Origin of the sequence: Methylosinus sp. sav-2, from assembly GCF_004366495.1 — a bacterium.
In the GTDB taxonomy this organism is placed as follows: Bacteria; Pseudomonadota; Alphaproteobacteria; order Rhizobiales; family Beijerinckiaceae; genus Methylosinus.
Genome location: NZ_SOEJ01000009.1, coordinates 15,138 through 29,876, shown reverse-complemented (window position 1 = coordinate 29,876; position 14,739 = coordinate 15,138). Strand labels below are relative to the sequence as shown.

The 14,739-nt window shown below is 66.6% G+C and carries 14 protein-coding genes; 3 read left to right on the top strand and 11 right to left on the bottom strand.

All coding sequences use genetic code 11. The annotated features are described in order from the left end of the window. Positions 1-360: 360 nt before the first annotated feature. The 6 genes from radA to EDE12_RS14890 all read right to left on the bottom strand — a co-directional run bounded on the left by radA (position 361) and on the right by EDE12_RS14890 (position 6,692). The gene (gene radA, locus EDE12_RS14915) at positions 361-1,779 is read right to left on the bottom strand and encodes a DNA repair protein RadA (RefSeq protein ID WP_024880625.1); all 1,419 of its coding nucleotides are present in this window, start codon (positions 1,777-1,779) and stop codon (positions 361-363) included. Next, on the bottom strand, positions 1,772-2,941 hold the full coding sequence (locus EDE12_RS14910) for an MFS transporter (RefSeq protein WP_036291048.1): 1,170 nt from the start codon (positions 2,939-2,941) through the stop codon (positions 1,772-1,774). Before EDE12_RS14910 ends, radA begins: the two co-directional genes overlap by 8 nt. Positions 2,942-3,082: 141 nt before the next feature. Continuing rightward, positions 3,083-3,478, bottom strand: a complete 396-nt coding sequence (locus tag EDE12_RS14905) for an integration host factor subunit alpha (protein ID WP_024880623.1) — start codon at positions 3,476-3,478, stop codon at positions 3,083-3,085. Between the two features lie 222 nt (positions 3,479-3,700). After that, entirely contained in the window at positions 3,701-4,690 is a 990-nt protein-coding gene (locus EDE12_RS14900) for a beta-ketoacyl-ACP synthase III (protein WP_024880622.1), read from the bottom strand. Continuing rightward, positions 4,687-5,736: a phosphate acyltransferase PlsX gene (gene plsX, locus EDE12_RS14895; RefSeq protein WP_024880621.1), complete on the bottom strand. Its 1,050-nt coding sequence runs from the start codon at positions 5,734-5,736 to the stop codon at positions 4,687-4,689. Before plsX ends, EDE12_RS14900 begins: the two co-directional genes overlap by 4 nt. Positions 5,737-6,065: 329 nt before the next feature. Continuing rightward, a complete protein-coding gene (locus EDE12_RS14890; RefSeq protein WP_036291694.1) occupies positions 6,066-6,692 on the bottom strand; it encodes a YceD family protein in 627 nt (208 codons plus the stop codon). A 246-nt stretch (positions 6,693-6,938) separates the two neighbouring features. On the opposite strand from EDE12_RS14890, the gene EDE12_RS14885 reads away from it, so the two are divergent. Then, positions 6,939-7,400 carry an outer membrane protein assembly factor BamE gene (locus tag EDE12_RS14885; protein ID WP_036291045.1) on the top strand — a complete coding sequence of 154 codons (462 nt, stop codon included), beginning with the start codon at positions 6,939-6,941 and terminating at the stop codon, positions 7,398-7,400. A gap of 369 nt (positions 7,401-7,769) precedes the next feature. Next, positions 7,770-8,732, top strand: a complete 963-nt coding sequence (locus EDE12_RS14880; protein ID WP_245275784.1) for a transglycosylase SLT domain-containing protein — start codon at positions 7,770-7,772, stop codon at positions 8,730-8,732. 58 nt (positions 8,733-8,790) lie between these two features. Here EDE12_RS14880 and EDE12_RS14875 read toward each other — a convergent pair whose 3' ends face one another. Next, positions 8,791-9,810 carry an AraC family transcriptional regulator gene (locus tag EDE12_RS14875; protein WP_026599055.1) on the bottom strand — a complete coding sequence of 340 codons (1,020 nt, stop codon included), beginning with the start codon at positions 9,808-9,810 and terminating at the stop codon, positions 8,791-8,793. A 139-nt stretch (positions 9,811-9,949) separates the two neighbouring features. Between EDE12_RS14875 and EDE12_RS14870 the strand changes: the two genes are divergently transcribed. Next, the gene (locus EDE12_RS14870; RefSeq protein WP_026599054.1) at positions 9,950-11,143 is read left to right on the top strand and encodes a DUF3047 domain-containing protein; all 1,194 of its coding nucleotides are present in this window, start codon (positions 9,950-9,952) and stop codon (positions 11,141-11,143) included. Here EDE12_RS14870 and EDE12_RS14865 read toward each other — a convergent pair whose 3' ends face one another. The 4 genes from EDE12_RS14865 to uvrC form a co-directional block, all read right to left on the bottom strand. Next, complete coding sequence (locus EDE12_RS14865) at positions 11,144-11,602, bottom strand: molybdenum cofactor biosynthesis protein MoaE (protein ID WP_024880615.1); 459 nt, start codon at positions 11,600-11,602, stop codon at positions 11,144-11,146. It abuts the gene before it with no gap. Between the two features lie 100 nt (positions 11,603-11,702). Continuing rightward, complete coding sequence (gene moaD, locus EDE12_RS14860; RefSeq protein ID WP_024880614.1) at positions 11,703-11,954, bottom strand: molybdopterin converting factor subunit 1; 252 nt, start codon at positions 11,952-11,954, stop codon at positions 11,703-11,705. Continuing rightward, positions 11,951-12,571, bottom strand: a complete 621-nt coding sequence (gene pgsA / locus EDE12_RS14855) for a CDP-diacylglycerol--glycerol-3-phosphate 3-phosphatidyltransferase (RefSeq protein WP_245267348.1) — start codon at positions 12,569-12,571, stop codon at positions 11,951-11,953. Before pgsA ends, moaD begins: the two co-directional genes overlap by 4 nt. Before the next feature lie 179 nt (positions 12,572-12,750). Beyond that, positions 12,751-14,718 carry an excinuclease ABC subunit UvrC gene (gene uvrC / locus EDE12_RS14850; RefSeq protein ID WP_026599053.1) on the bottom strand — a complete coding sequence of 656 codons (1,968 nt, stop codon included), beginning with the start codon at positions 14,716-14,718 and terminating at the stop codon, positions 12,751-12,753. Positions 14,719-14,739: the final 21 nt, after the last annotated feature.

The window sequence follows — 14,739 nt, the reverse complement described above, 5'->3', positions numbered from 1 at the left end:
ACCAGGCCTCGTAGACACTGAATATTCGATCCGCGACTAATGGTTCACTCCAGCGGGCGATTTCTCTGCTCGTCTCCGCAAATTCCCGAGATTGCATTGGTCGGCCTCGTGGAAACTTGAAAAACGCGTGATTCGCTGAATGAAATCATTATTGCGCGTGGTTAATTTTCTGCAACCATCCCCGCCGGGCGCTGCACCGATTATTCTGCGTCTACGTCGTCATTCCTGTGATGTTTGTTGAGGTGAACAAGTAAAAACACCTATTTGTCAGGGCCGTGACTACGTATTCTGAGCGGAGGGGAAAGAGGTTCGCGCAGCCGCGCCGGTCGTTCAGGCGCGCGAAAAAGCCTTCCGGCGGCGTCAGCTCTGCCGCTGCGGACGTCCACGCTCGCGCGCGCCGACCGAATCTTTCGCAATGTCGGCGACCAGCGCGGCGACATGGCCGCAATGCGACAAAGCGACTCCCGACGCTTTGTCGTCTTCGCTCGTCTGCTGCGCCTGCGGCAGCACGGCGCGGCGAAAGCCGAGCTTGCCGGCCTCCTTCAGCCGTGCGCCGGCGTGAATGACCGGCCGCACCGCGCCGGAGAGCGCGATCTCGCCGAAAAACAGCAGCTCGGCGGGCAGAGTGGCGCCGGTCAGCGAGGAGACGAGCGCCGCTGCGGCGGCGAGATCGGCGGCCGGCTCATCGGCGCGCAGGCCGCCAGCGACATTGAGATAGACATCATGCATGCCGAGCTTCAGCCCGGCATGGGCTTCCAGCACGGCGAGTATCATCGAAAGCCGATTCGAATCGAAGCCGACGACGGCGCGGCGCGGCGTGCCGAGCGAGGTGGGCGCGACCAGGGCCTGAATCTCCACCAGCATGGGGCGCTGGCCCTCCATGCCGGCGAGCACGGCGGCGCCCGGCGCAGCGGCGTCGCGGCCGGCGAGAAACAGGGCGGAGGGGTTGGCGACCTCGGCGAGGCCGGCGCCGGTCATCTCGAAGACGCCGATCTCACCGGTCGCGCCGAATCGGTTCTTGGAGGCGCGCAGCATGCGGAAGTGATGCGCGCTGTCGCCCTCGAAGGAGAGCACAGCGTCGACCATATGCTCGACGACGCGCGGGCCGGCGACCTGGCCGTCCTTGGTGACATGGCCGACGAGAATCACGGTGGAGCCGCTGAGCTTGGCGTGGCGCAGCAGCGCCTGGGCGCTGGCGCGCACTTGCGTCACCGTGCCGGGCGCCGAATCGGCCGCCTCCGTATGCATGGTCTGAATCGAATCGATGACGATCAGCGCCGCGCGCTTGCCGGCGGAACAGGTGGCGAGAATATCCTCGACCTGCGTGGCGCCGGCGAGCTCGACCGGGGCGTCGGAAAGGCCGAGCCGCTCGGCGCGCAGCCGCACCTGCGCCGCGGCCTCTTCGCCGGAAATATAGATGACGCGCTCGCCCCGCCGCGCGAGGGCCGCGCAGGCCTGGATCAGCAGCGTCGATTTGCCGATGCCCGGCTCGCCGCCGAGCAGCGCCACCGAGCCGGGCACGAAGCCGCCGCCGGTCACACGGTCGAATTCTTCAATTCCGGTGGCGATGCGCGGGGCAGGGCTTGCGTCGCCGGCCAGCGCCTCGAGCGCGAAAGGCCGGCCGCGCCCGACGCGCGCCGTCGGACCGAAGCCGCCGCCGGCGCCGCCATTCTCCTCGACGATCGTGTTCCACTCGTTGCAGGATTCGCAGCGGCCCTGCCAGCGGTTCGTCACCGCCCCGCAGCTCTGGCAGACGAAGCTCTGGCGTGCTTTAGCCATGGCGCGCTTCGTCCTCTCCCGACATGGCCGGCAGAAGCGCCAGCGGCGCCAGCGCGGCGATGGCGGCGCAGCCATAGGCGAAGCCTTGGCCGCTCGCCTCGGCCAGCACGCCGAAGGCGACATTGCCGGCGATCACCGCCACGGCGTTGGCGAGGCCAAAAACGCCGAAGCCGGTGGCGCGCAAATGCGCCGGCGCGGCGCGGGCGACCAGAGCCGAGAAGGCCACTTGCGCCAGCGCTATATGTAGGCCCCAGAGCGCGATCCCGACAAAGATGAAAGCGAGGTCCTGCGACGCCGCGAGCGCGGCCTCGGAGATCGCCAGCGTCACGCTCGCGGCGATGAGCAGCCGGCGCTCGCTCCAGCGATCGACGAGCTTGCCGGCCGGATAGGCGGCTAGCATGGCGACGAAGGACATTGCGACAAGCGTCAGCGGCGCGAAGGCGATGCGCAAGCCGGCGCCCGTCGCCCGCAGCACGAGAAACGCTTCGCCCACTCGCGCCGCGGCGAGCAGGGCGCCGAAGGAGAGCAGGAGCCAAAAGGCGCGCGGCAAATCAGAAAATCCGGCGAGCAGCGCCTTGCGGCCCGTAGCGGGCGGGCGTGTCTCCTCCGGCTCGTGAACGAAGACTGCGAGAACCAGCACGCAGATCAGCGCCGGCAGGCAGGCGATCCAAAAGACGAAGCGCGTGTCGTCATGCGTCGCCAGCATCAGGCCGATCGCCGCCAGCGGGCCGATGACCGCGCCAACCGTATCGAGCGTCTGGCGCAGGCCATAGGCGGCCCCGCGCTGCTCTGGCGTTGTGACGTCGGCGATCAGCGCATCGCGCGGCGCGCCGCGCAATCCTTTGCCCACACGGTCGAGCACGCGCGCGGCGATCACCTCCGTCGCGCCGCCGGCGAGCGGAAAGATCGGCTTGGTCGCCGCGGCGAGGCCGTAGCCGAACAGCGCCAGCCCTTTGCGCCGGCCGATCATGTCCGAGATGCGGCCCGAGACCACCTTCACGGCGAGCGCCGTCGCTTCCGCCGCGCCTTCGATCCAGCCGATTTCGGCGATGGCGACGCCGAGCGTTCCGGCGAGATAGACCGGCAGCAGCGCATGGATCATCTCGGAGGAGAAATCCATGAACAGCGAGGTAACGCCCAGCGCCCAGACGGCGGTGGGCATGGACGCTCGTCCGAACGTCTGCGCAGAGTCTCTGGCTCGCTCGCTCATGGCGCGCTTCTACGTCGCGGATCGAGGCTTCGGCAAGCGAAACGATCCGGGGACGCAAATTCCGATCGAACGGCGCCGCTCGATCGGAAAGCGCTAATCCTCTGTCTCGTGATGTCCGTTGATGCGTCCTCGCAGCACATTGGACGCTTTGAACATCACGACGCGGCGCGCGGTGATCGGCGCCGAGGCGCCTGTCTTGGGATTGCGTCCGACGCGCTCGCCTTTGGAGCGAATATGAAAGGAGCCGAAGGAGGAGAGCTTCACATCATCGCCGGAGACGATGGCGTTGAAAATCTCGGACAGCACAGCTTCGACGAACTCGCCGGACTCGGCGCGCGAGAGACCGATGCGGCGATGCACGGCGTCTGCGAGATCGGCGCGCGTCACCGTGTGATGTCCCTGTGAGGTTGGCGTCTCGGAAATGACGTTTTCGTCCCGGGAAAGGTCTTCGACTGCCGGCGGGGCTTTTTCTGAAACATTTTGCGACATGATCGGCCTTATCGATTCAAAACGAAACTAGCATCGTCGAGCTCGACTTTTTTTTCTGCCTTGTGACAACTCTCGCGCGAGAAGGGTTCGTCGCGGACGATCGCAACAGGCCGCCGCAGACCCCGATCGCGAGGAGCGAAAAACTCAATTTGATTATTTTTCAGAAACTACGGAGGAAATCAAGCACAGGTTGCAGTTTCACGACCGGGATTTCGTGGCGCCTCACCAGCGGATGAGCGCCGAACCCCATGTAAAACCGCCGCCGACCGCCTCGAGCATCACGAGATCGTCACGCTTGATGCGTCCGTCGTCGCGCGCGACCGACAATGCGAGGGGAATGGAGGCGGCCGAGGTGTTGCCGTGCAAATGCACTGTGGCGACGACTTTTTCCGGCGCGATGCCGAGCTTCGTCGCCGACATGTCGATGATGCGGCGATTGGCCTGATGCGGCACGAACCAGGAGAGATCGGCCGCCGTGAAGCCAGTCGCTGCGAAGGCGTCCGTCACGACATCCGTCACCATGCCGACGGCGAAGCGGAACACTTCCTTCCCTTCCATGCGCAAATGGCCGACCGTTCCGGTCGAGGAGGGGCCGCCATCGACATGCAATTTCGCGCGATGGCGTCCGTCCGAGCGCAAATGCGTCGTCAATATGCCGCGCTCTGCGAGCGAGCCTTCGCTCTCGCGCGCCTCGAGCACTATGGCGCCGGCGCCATCGCCGAACAGCACGCAGGTCGTGCGGTCTTTCCAGTCGAGAATGCGAGAGAATGTCTCAGCGCCGATCACGAGCGCGCGCTTGTGCGAGCCGGAGCGAAGAAACTTCTCCGCCGTCGTCAGCGCGTAGACGAAACCCGAGCACACGGCCTGAAGATCGAAGGCGGCGCCGTGCGTCATGCCGAGCGCGGCCTGAATCTGCGTCGCCGTGGAGGGAAAAGTATAGTCGGGCGTCGATGTGCCGACGATGACGAGATCGATATCCTCCGGGCCGAGACCGGCGTCGGCCAGCGCGGCGCGCGCCGCTTTCTCGCCGAGCATAGAGGTGGTCTCGCCGGGCGCGGCGATGTGACGCTCCTTTATGCCGGTGCGCTGCGTGATCCATTCGTCGCTGGTGTCGACCGTGGCGGCGAGCTCCTCATTGGTGAGGATGCGGCTCGGCAGATAGCTGCCGAGGCCGACGACGACAGAGCGCAGAGGGCGCTGGATAAGAGTCACTGAGCGGCTTCCTGGTCGTCGCGGCGGCTCGAGGCCAGCATGTCGCGGATCTTGGAGAGCAGGCCTTGATGCGCCATCTCATAGCCGATCTCGACCGCGCGGGCGAAGGCCAGCGCATCGGCGCCGCCATGGCTCTTGATGACGATCCCCTCGAGGCCGAGAAACACGCCGCCATTGATGTTGCGAACGTCGATCTTGTCGCGCAGCTCGCGAAAGGCGCCGCGCGCCAGCAGATAGCCGAGCTTGGCGAGCCAGCTCCGCCCGATCGCCTCGCGCAGATAATTGGTGATCTGAGTCGCCGTGCCCTCGGCGGTCTTCAGCGCGATATTGCCGGAGAAGCCCTCGACCACGACGACATCGACGACGCCCTTGCCGATCTCGTCGCCCTCGACGAAGCCGTGATAGTCGAGATCGGGAAGCTCGGCCTCCTTCAGCAGACGCGAGGCGGTCTTGACCTCCTCGACGCCCTTGATCTCCTCGACGCCGACATTGAGCAGGCCGACGCTCGGCCGCTCGAGGTCGAAGAGCGAGCGCGCCATCGCCGCGCCCATGACGGCGAGATCGACGAGATGGCGCGCGTCCGCGCCGATGGAGGCGCCGACGTCGAGCACGATGGAGTAGCCGCGCGCCGTCGGGGCAGGCCATAGGCAGGCCAGCGCCGGACGCTCGATCTTGGCCATTGTGCGCAGGCAGACCTTCGCCATCGCCATCAGCGCGCCGGTGTTGCCGGCGGAGATGGCGACATCGGCCTCGCCTTTCTTCACCGCCTCGATCGCCTGCCACATGGAGGAGACGCGGCGGCCGGAGCGCAGCGCCTGGCTGGGCTTGTCGTCCATGCGCACGGCGACGTCGCAGTGACGGACGGTCGCGACATGGGCGAGGCGCGGATGCGCGGCCAGCTCGGCGCGAATCTGCCCTTCGTCGCCGAACAGCAGGAAGCTGCTGTCTGGATGACGATCGTGAGCGATGGCGGCGCCGGCTATGGTGACTTTCGGACCATGATCGCCGCCCATGGCGTCCAACGCTATGCGAATGGGCTGCGCCATTCTGCCTCGTCTCCCGAACTGAATACGAATTGCGAATGTCCGCGCGGCCCGCAACGCTCCGCCCCACGGGGCCGCCGGACGCGCGAAAGATGCGGCGAAGCGGAGCCGCTATGGCCCGCTTTTGCCCTCGGTTCCTCGCGATTTCTCGTCACGGACCGGGCTCGCCGCCGGCCCAAGGCGCCAGCGGCTGACGAATTGCCATTTGCGCGGCGCCAGCGCAAGAGCAATTCCTGCCGTCGCTCCAGCTTCCCACGAGCGAGCCGGTCTCGACGCATCGTCGCATGCCGCCGAATCTACAGGCTCTCCATCACGCTTTTGCAAAGCCGGGCTCAGTTTCTGCGCCCCTTGCCGAGCGCGTCGCGCAGGCCGGCGAAGGGCGAGACTTTCGCCGGCGGCTTCTCTTCCTCCACCTTCTCTTCAGGCGGAGCAAAGAGCGCCCCGGGCTTGCGAGGATAGGGATCGAGCGCCAGCGCCAGAAATTCCGCGACGATGGCGCCGAGATCGATTCGCCCATCGACGAGCGGATCGGGCGCATCCTCGTCGAGATCGGCGATGTGCCGGCTCGCTCTCGGCTCTTTCGGCTCCTCGGGCTCCGCTTCGCGCCGGCGCCGGGACATACGTTCCGTCGCGGGCGGGGCGGCGGGGGCGGCCTCCGGCGCAAAGGACACGTCGATGGGCTCGACGACGCGGGAGTCGAACTCCTCGAGCGTCACCACGCAGGTCTGGCGAACATCGGCGATGAGCTCGCCGGCGACGCGCAAGCCGCCGCGGCCCGCGCGCGTCACTTTCAGCTTCGCCTCGAGGCGGCCCAGCGCGACGAGATCATCCGCCTCGGCGAGGGCCGCGCGCTCGGAGGCGTCGGCGGAAATGGTCAGCTCCAGCCCATCCTCGGGAATGTCGACGGCGGCGAGAGGGCGCGAGAACGGGGTTTCGGGCAATTGCAGATCGTCGCTCATTCGCCGCTCCTTCTCCTCGGACGTCGCCGCCTCGGCCGACAATATGAAATATAGATGGGCGCCGCGCCCATTGGTCGAAGCTTCGCCATTTTCCGGCCATTGATACGGTCGAAGAGGCGCGGACGCCAGCCCGAGGGTTGCGCCGGAGGCGTCGCTGCTTGCTTTCGCGCAGAGCGAGAGTTAGGCAAGCTCGAACATTGTCGCGATAGAGGTCGGCCTCGGGAGAGGCGTAGCGCGGAGAGAAAAATGCGGTCTCGGGTTTCGCTCGTCGTCGTCTCGCGGCAGGCCCGCCGCCTCGCCGCGCTCGCTTTGGTCGCCGCGCCGCTCGCCGGGTGCCTCGGCTATGACGGCGTCATCAATCGCGGCGCCATCATCGAGGAGCGCAAGGCCGCGCAGGTGAAGGTCGGCATGGCGGCTCCGCAAGTGCTGGCTCTGCTCGGCACGCCCTCGACGACATCGACGATCGGCGGCGACGCCTGGTACTATGTCAGCCAGCGCATCGAGCGCGAGCTCGCCTTCCTGCCGCCCGAGGTCGCCGACCAGCACATTCTCTCCGTCTATTTCGACAAGACGAAAAAGGTCCAGCGCATCGCGGACTATGGGCTGAAGGACGGCAAGGTCGTCGATTTCATCAGCCGCACGACGCCCACGGCCGGGGCCGAGTTCAATTTCATCCGCAATATGCTGTCGAAGCTGACCAGCTTCTGACGATTCGAAAAAATCCCAGCTTTTTCAATCGCAAGCGTGGCTGTGTCGATTCGGCGCAAATGTGGCGGGCGAATCGGCCGGCCGGCTCCGTACGTAGACGATCGCTTCATTTTTAAGGGTTTGTGGGAACTACGGAGCCCCGCCCGAATGTGACGCGCGCGTGACGCGCGCAGTCGATTTTTCGCCCCTCGCGGTTGCTAGCCTCTGTCTCGTCCAAACAACAGCGAGGAATGAAACAGAGTGTCTTTCGAAGCGATAGCTCCTGCCGTTCGCGGCGAAGCGTCGGCGCCGAAATGGTCGCGCTTTCTGCCCGTGTTCGACCGCGCAGACGCGGACCGCCCCCTCGCGGGGGCCGACGGATCCGTTCACATGCTCCTTCGCGCTTTCGCCATAGCGACGGCTCTCGCCTTCGCCCTGGTGGCCGCGCTGCTGTCTATGCCAGACGGCTGGGGCCGGTTCAGACTGTCGGAGGCGTCGCGAGGCGGCGCGCAGAGCCGCCGCGCGCCGCCGCCCTTGTTCTTTCTGACCAATCGCGGCCTCACCGATCAGCCGCTCGACGCCGATGCGGCCGAAGCGATGGGCGAGGCGGTGAAGGCCTGGTCCGGCGCCGCCGACGTCGCCAATGAGGCGCAGGCGAGCCTCTCCGGCGCCGCCCCGGCGGTGCTGCAATTCGGCCCGGTGCGCGTCGCCCGCGCCATTGTCGAGCATGTGGTGCAGGCGGCCAAGACCACCGGCTCCGATCCGGTCATGCTGATGGCGATCGCCGACAAGGAGTCGAGCTTCGCGCCCAAGGCAAAGGCCAGCACCTCCTCGGCGAGCGGCCTGTTCCAGTTCATCGATTCGACCTGGCTGAAGGCCGTGCGCATGTTCGGCCGTAGCTATGGCCAGGAGGCCGCGGCCGAGGCGATCGACGGCGCCTATCGCGTCGCGCCGCAGAAGCGCTCCGAGATTCTGGCCATGCGCAACGACCCCTATCTCTCCGCGGTCTTCGCCGCCGAGATGCTGAAGCACGACGGCGAGCGCATCGCCGAGCGAATCGGCCGTCCGCTGACCGTGGGCGAGACCTATCTCATCCACTTCCTGGGGCCGGACGACGCCGCCCGCTTCATGGCGAAGGTGGAGGAGGCGCCGAACACGCCGGCCGCCAAGCTGCTGCCGCGGCCCGCCCGCGCCAATAAGCCGATCTTCTTCGCCCGTCAGGGCAAGAAGATGAAGCCGAAGTCGGTGAGCGAGGTTCACGAGGCGTTCGAGACGATGATGGGACAGCGCTCCAACCGCTACAAGGGCGTGGAGCAGCAGCTGCCGGGCGGGGCGCTCGCCTTTACGGAATGAGCTTCTTTCGCAGAAAATGAGAAAGGCGGCCCCAGCGGCCGCCTTTTTCGTCTCACGCCTATCGATCCGCCGTTCTCGCCAATTCGCGCCAGCGGCTGGGCGCGAGGCCGCTCCACTGCTCGAAGGCGCGGGTAAAATGCGCCGGATCGCTATAGCCGAGCCGGGCGGCGATCTCGGTGATCGATAGGTCCGATCGGCGCAGCAGACGAATTGCGCGGCGCTGCAGCGTGTCGCGCAGGAGATCGGCGTAGCTGAGCCCGAGATCGCCGAGCCGTCGCTGGAGTGTGCGCTTCGACAGCCCGGCCCGCCGCACGACGGTTTCGAGCGTAGGACGGCCGCCGAGCAGCTCCAGCTCGATGAGCACGCCGATCTTGCCGGGAAGATCGTCCGGCGCCGGAATGTCGAAGATGCGGGCGATCTCCTCGGCGTCTAGTCCATCGCCTTCGCCCAGTCGCGGATTGACCGTCATCAGCAGCCGCTGATCAAAGACGATCGAGCCCGGGCCGTCGCAGAGCACGATGTCCGCGCCCATCTGCTCGCCGATCGATCGTCGCGCGCTCGCCGGCAGTCCGCCGAACATCACGCGGCGCGGCAGCCAGCGCGCGCCGGCGAAATGCCGCACGAGGGCGATCATATACCAGACGGCCAGCATCTCATTCTGCGGCCGGCCCTCCGTCGCAGGGTCGTCCAGCTCATAGGACCAGACGACCTCCTCGCTTTGTCGTCGCAGGACCAGCCGCGTCGCGCTCTGCAGCATATGCGGCAGGCTCGTTCCGGCGCGATGGATGGCTTCGAGCAGCGTCGGCGCCAGCGTCACCCATTTGCCATAGACGCCGAGGCCGGCGATCGACGTCCTGCGGCCGAGACGGGCGGCGAAGGCCTCGTCGGCCAGCTCTCGGGAGGAGGCGGCGAGCAGGCGGAAATGATCGCGCAGCGGCAGCAGCGTGTCCGGCGATTCGAGCAGGCCGAGCGGGAGCTCAGCGCGGCGAAACACGCGCTCGATCGAGCCGCCGGTGGCGCCGACGACCTCGGCGATCGGCCCCAGCGTGCTCGCGCGTGTGTAGCCGGTTTGTCGCATCTGCCCTCGCGCGCCATCGAACGGCGTTTTCGGCATGTCCTGGCAAGCGTCGCCAGCGGCCGGACGATAGCATTCCCTATCGGCTCACAAAGGCCGATCCATCGGGGGATTTGCCCGAGTTCGGGGAGGATTTTTGGATATGTGCCTCTATTGTCTCGGACGCGCGTCGGCCGGATTGTCTCGGCGCGAGATGTTGCAGATGGGCGCGCTGGGCGCGGCTCTGCCTTTCATCGCTCCGGCCGCAATGGCCGAGAGCGCCGATCTCGAGCGCGACGCTTTCAAACGCGACATGGAGGGGCTGATCGCGCGCGCCCATTCAGGCGAGCTCGTTTCCTATCGTGTGTTCGAGATCGATGGCGATGATCTGCCGTGGATCGACCTCGGCCTCACGGCGGCCAAGGGTCAGCAGGTCAGCTTTCTCGTCACCGGCCGCATGTGGATTGCGCGGCCCTATGACCTCTGGTTCTCACCGGGCCTCGTCTTTCATGCCCGCACGCGCGGCAAAAGGCCGATCTACAGCCCCGGCGTCGATACGGGCACAATGACCGCCGCCCATGACGGCCCGCTGGAGATCGCCCGCTCCGCCGCGCAATTCGCCGACGCGGACGGCAGGCTGTGGACGCCCGAAGCGGAGTATCGCAAGCAGGAGGTGAAGATCGTCGGCGTCGCGCTGGTCTGGAAGGGCGAGGCGCTCGCCGGACTAGAGAGCCTCGCCGCATCGGGCGATGTGGACGGCCGCATAGCGGCGGAGATCGCCAGGCTGAAACGCGGCCGCAAATTGCCGCAAGGCTGGAACGATCTCTTCAGTCTCGGCGGCGGCGCCGAAGTGTTCGGCCGCGAGGCGAATGGCGAGATCGTCTGCGAGAGCGCTGGGAGCGCCTCCATCATAGAGCGTCCGCTGCCGCTCGCCTTCGGCACGCGGCCCAAGCTCGGCTGGCGCTGGAAGATCGACCAGCTTCCTTCTGCGAAGCCGGAGGATGCGCCGCCCTTTCACGACTATCTGTCGATCGGCGTGAAATTCGAGGACGGGCAGGACCTCACCTATTTCTGGAGCGCTGGCCTGCCGACCGGAAAAGTCTTCCGCTGCCCGCTCGCCGGCTGGAGCGCGGTCGAGACTCATATGGTCGTCGATTCGGGCGCAGCGGGGCTCGGCGAGTGGCGGGCGCTGGAGCGCGACGTCGCCGCCGATTACGCCGCCCATATCGGCGGGCCGGCCAAGGCGATCAGCCATATTTGGCTGCTGGCGGTCACGCCCTTCCAGCGCCGTCGCGGCGCCTGCCGTTATGCCGACATTCGCGTCACGACGGCGGATGGGGCGGTGACGAGGCTCTAGCTACTTGTTCCAGCGTTCGGCGGCGGCGTCGTCCTTGGCCTTGGCCTCGACCCAGTCGCCGACGCTGCCGTCGGCGCGATGCTCCTTCTTCCAGAAGGGGGCGCGCGTCTTCAGATAATCCATCAGAAATTCCGCCGCGGCGAAGGCATCGCCGCGATGGCGCGCGGCCGTGATGACGAGCACGATTCTCTCGCCCGGCAGAATGCGCCCGTGGCGATGGATGACAGTGAGCGCCGATAGCGGCCAGCGGGCGAGCGCCTCCTCGGCGACGCGGGCGATCTCCGCCTCGGCCATGCCGGGATAATGCTCGAGCTCCAGCGCCGCGAGCGTCCCATCCTCGTCGCGGCAGAGGCCGGTGAAGGAGACGATCGCGCCAATGTCGCGGCGGCCGTCCTCGATCAGCGCGGCCTCATGGCCGGGATCGAAGGGGGCGGATTGGATGCGGATGGTGGGGGTCATGAGCGAGTAGCGAGTAGCGAGTAGCGAGTAGCGAGTAGCGAGTAGCGAGTAGCGAGTAGCGAGTAGAACTATTCGCTACTCGCTACTCGCTACTCGCCCCCTATCCTCCGGTCATCGGCGGGAAAAAGGCGATCTCGCGCGCTCCGGCGATCGGCGTCTCATGGCGCACATGGGCCTTGTCGATCGCCGTGCGAATGACGGCGGCGTTCTCGAAAGCCAGAGCATAGGCCTCGTCGCGCGACTTCAGCCAGGCGATCAGCTCGCCGACGGTCGCCACCTCCGGGGGAGGGGAGAGCTCCTCCTCGGCGCGGCCGATTCGCTCGCGCACCCAGGCGAAATAGAGAGCCTTCATTGCGCCTCGTCCGATCCGAAATGCGCCCAGCCGGCTCTCATATAGTCATAGCCGGTGTAGAGCGTCAGCAGCGCGGCGATCCACAGCAGCACGCTGCCGATGTTCACCGTGCCCGGCAGCACCAGCTCGCCGGCCGGGCCGGCGATGAAGAAGCCGAGCGCGAAGAGCTGCAGCGTCGTCTTCCATTTGGCGATGGCGCTCACCGGAAGCGGCACTTTCAGCTCGGCGAGATATTCGCGCAGGCCGGAGACGAGAATCTCGCGGCAGAGGATGATGAGCGCCGCCCAGATCGTCGGGCCGGAGATCGTCTGATCGGCGACCACCATCAGCAGAGTGGCGGCGACGAGCAGCTTGTCGGCTATGGGGTCGAGCATGGCGCCGAGCGTCGACTGCTGCGCCCAGGCGCGGGCGAGATAGCCGTCGAAGAAGTCGGTGATGGCGGCGGCGGTGAAGACGCCGAGCGCCGTCCAGCGCATCCAATGCTCGTCCGGCCATTGCAGCAGGCCCGCGACCACGGGCACGGCGACGAGCCGGCCATAGGTCAGAATATTGGGCAGGGAGAGCGCGCGCCCGCGGCGCGGCGGAATGGCCGTCGATGTCATGCCGCGAAGGAACATGGCGAGCGCCTCCCTTGTCAATAGAAGAGACGGACTCTTCGCCGGCGCCGCGCTCCTCCGCCGCCGGTCCGGTCTCCCGCGCAGCGGCGGGAAGCTTCGGCAAAACCGGCATTTTGCCGCTCGGCGCGCGCCGGCGAGACCGTCGCCGGGCCGCGCACAAATTTTAGCCGTTCGCCGTTTCAGCCGCGCTGGAAATGGTCGAAGACGAGCCGCGCCGTCGCCTTGTTCACGCCCGGCACATTCTCGAGGTCGCAGAGCGCGGCGCCGGCCACCGCCTTGGCGGTGCCGAAGGCGAGCAGCAGCGCCCTTTTGCGGGCCGGTCCGACGCCCGCGATCTCGTCCAGCGGGTTCTTGGCGAATTCCTTCTTGCGCCGCGCCCGATGCGTGCCGATGGCGAATCGATGCGCCTCGTCGCGCAGGCGCTGGACGAAATAGAGCGCCGGATCATGCGGCGGCAGGCGGAAGGGCTCGCGCCCCTCGACGAAAAACATCTCGCGGCCGGCGTTGCGATCGGCGCCCTTGGCGATGGAGGCGATGGTCACGCCCTCGAGGCCGATCTCCGCCGCGACGGAGCGCGCTGCGTCGAATTGCCCGCGGCCGCCGTCGATGATCACGAGATCGGGCTTGGACGGAAAAGCGTCCGGCGCCTCATCCTCCGGCTTTTCTGCGTCTTTCGCGATACGGGCGAAGCGGCGCGTCAGCACTTCCCGCATCATGGCGTAATCGTCGCCGGGCGTGATCTCGGCGCTCTTTATGTTGAAGGTGCGATAATGCGTCTTCATGAAGCCGGTCGGCCCGGCGACGATCATCGCGCCTATGGCCTGTTGGCCGCCCGTATGGGAATTGTCATAGACCTCGACGCGGCGCGGGGGCTTCTCCATGCCGAACATCTCGCCGAGGGCGATGAGCAGCTTCTCCTGGCTGGCGTCCTCGGTGAGCTTGCGCGTCAGCGTCTGCTTGGCGTTGGTCTGCGCATGCTCGACCAGCTCGCGCTTCTCGCCGCGCTGCGGCGTCGCGATCTCCACCTTGCGGCCGAGCTTGTCCGACAGCGCTTCCGTCAACAGCTCGCGATCTTCGATCACATGGGAGAGCAGCACCAAAGGCGCCGGCGGATGCTCGCCGTAGAATTGCGCGAGGAAGGAGCCGAGCACTTCCTCTTCGGAGAGGCTCTGGTCGGCGCGCGGGAAATAGGCGCGATCACCCCAATTCTGATAGGCGCGAAAGAAAAACGCCTCGATGCAGAAGCGCCCGGCCTCCTTGGCGATGGCGAAGACGTCGGCCTCCTCGACGCTGTGCGGATTGACGCCCTGCGTTCCCTGGATCAGCGACAGCGCCGATATGCGGTCGCGCAGCCGCGCGGCGCGCTCGAATTCCAGCCGCTCCGCCGCCGCGGTCATCTCCGTGGCGAGCTGCTCGCGCACGGAGCGGCTCTTGCCGGTGAGGAAGTCATGCGCCTCCTGCACCAGCACGGAATAATCCGCGATGGATATCTCGCCCGTGCAGGGGCCGGCGCAGCGCTTGATCTGATAGAGCAGGCAGGGCCGCGTGCGATTCTCGTAGAAAGAATCGGTGCAGGAGCGCAGCAGAAACGCCCGCTGCAACGCATTGAGCGCGCGCCCCACCGCGCCGGCGTTGGCGAAGGGGCCGAAATAATCGCCCTTGCGTGAGCGCGCGCCGCGATGCTTGGCGATCTGCGGCGCATCATGGTCGCGCGCGATGAGAATATAGGGAAAGCTCTTGTCGTCGCGCATCAGCACGTTGAAGCGCGGCTTCATCTGCTTGATGAGATTGGTCTCGAGCAGTAGCGCCTCGGTCTCGGTCTCGACCGAGATGAACATCATCGAGGCGGTCGCCGAGATCATCCGCGCGATGCGATTCACATGGCCGGCGAGGCGCGTGTAGCTGGCTATGCGCTTGCGGACATTCTTGGCCTTGCCGACATAGAGAACCTCGCCATTCTCGGCGATCATGCGATAGACGCCCGGCCCATTGGGCGCGTTCTTCCAATAGGATTTGATGACCGAGACGCCGCGCTTGACGCTTTCCGGCGTATCGGCCGCGAGCTCTGGCGGAGCGGCGCCCTCGGCCTCTTCCGTGAGGTCTTCTTCCTCATCGAGGGTTGCGGGAAGGTCGGGCGTATCGCTCATGCGGCGAGATTTATGCCCGGC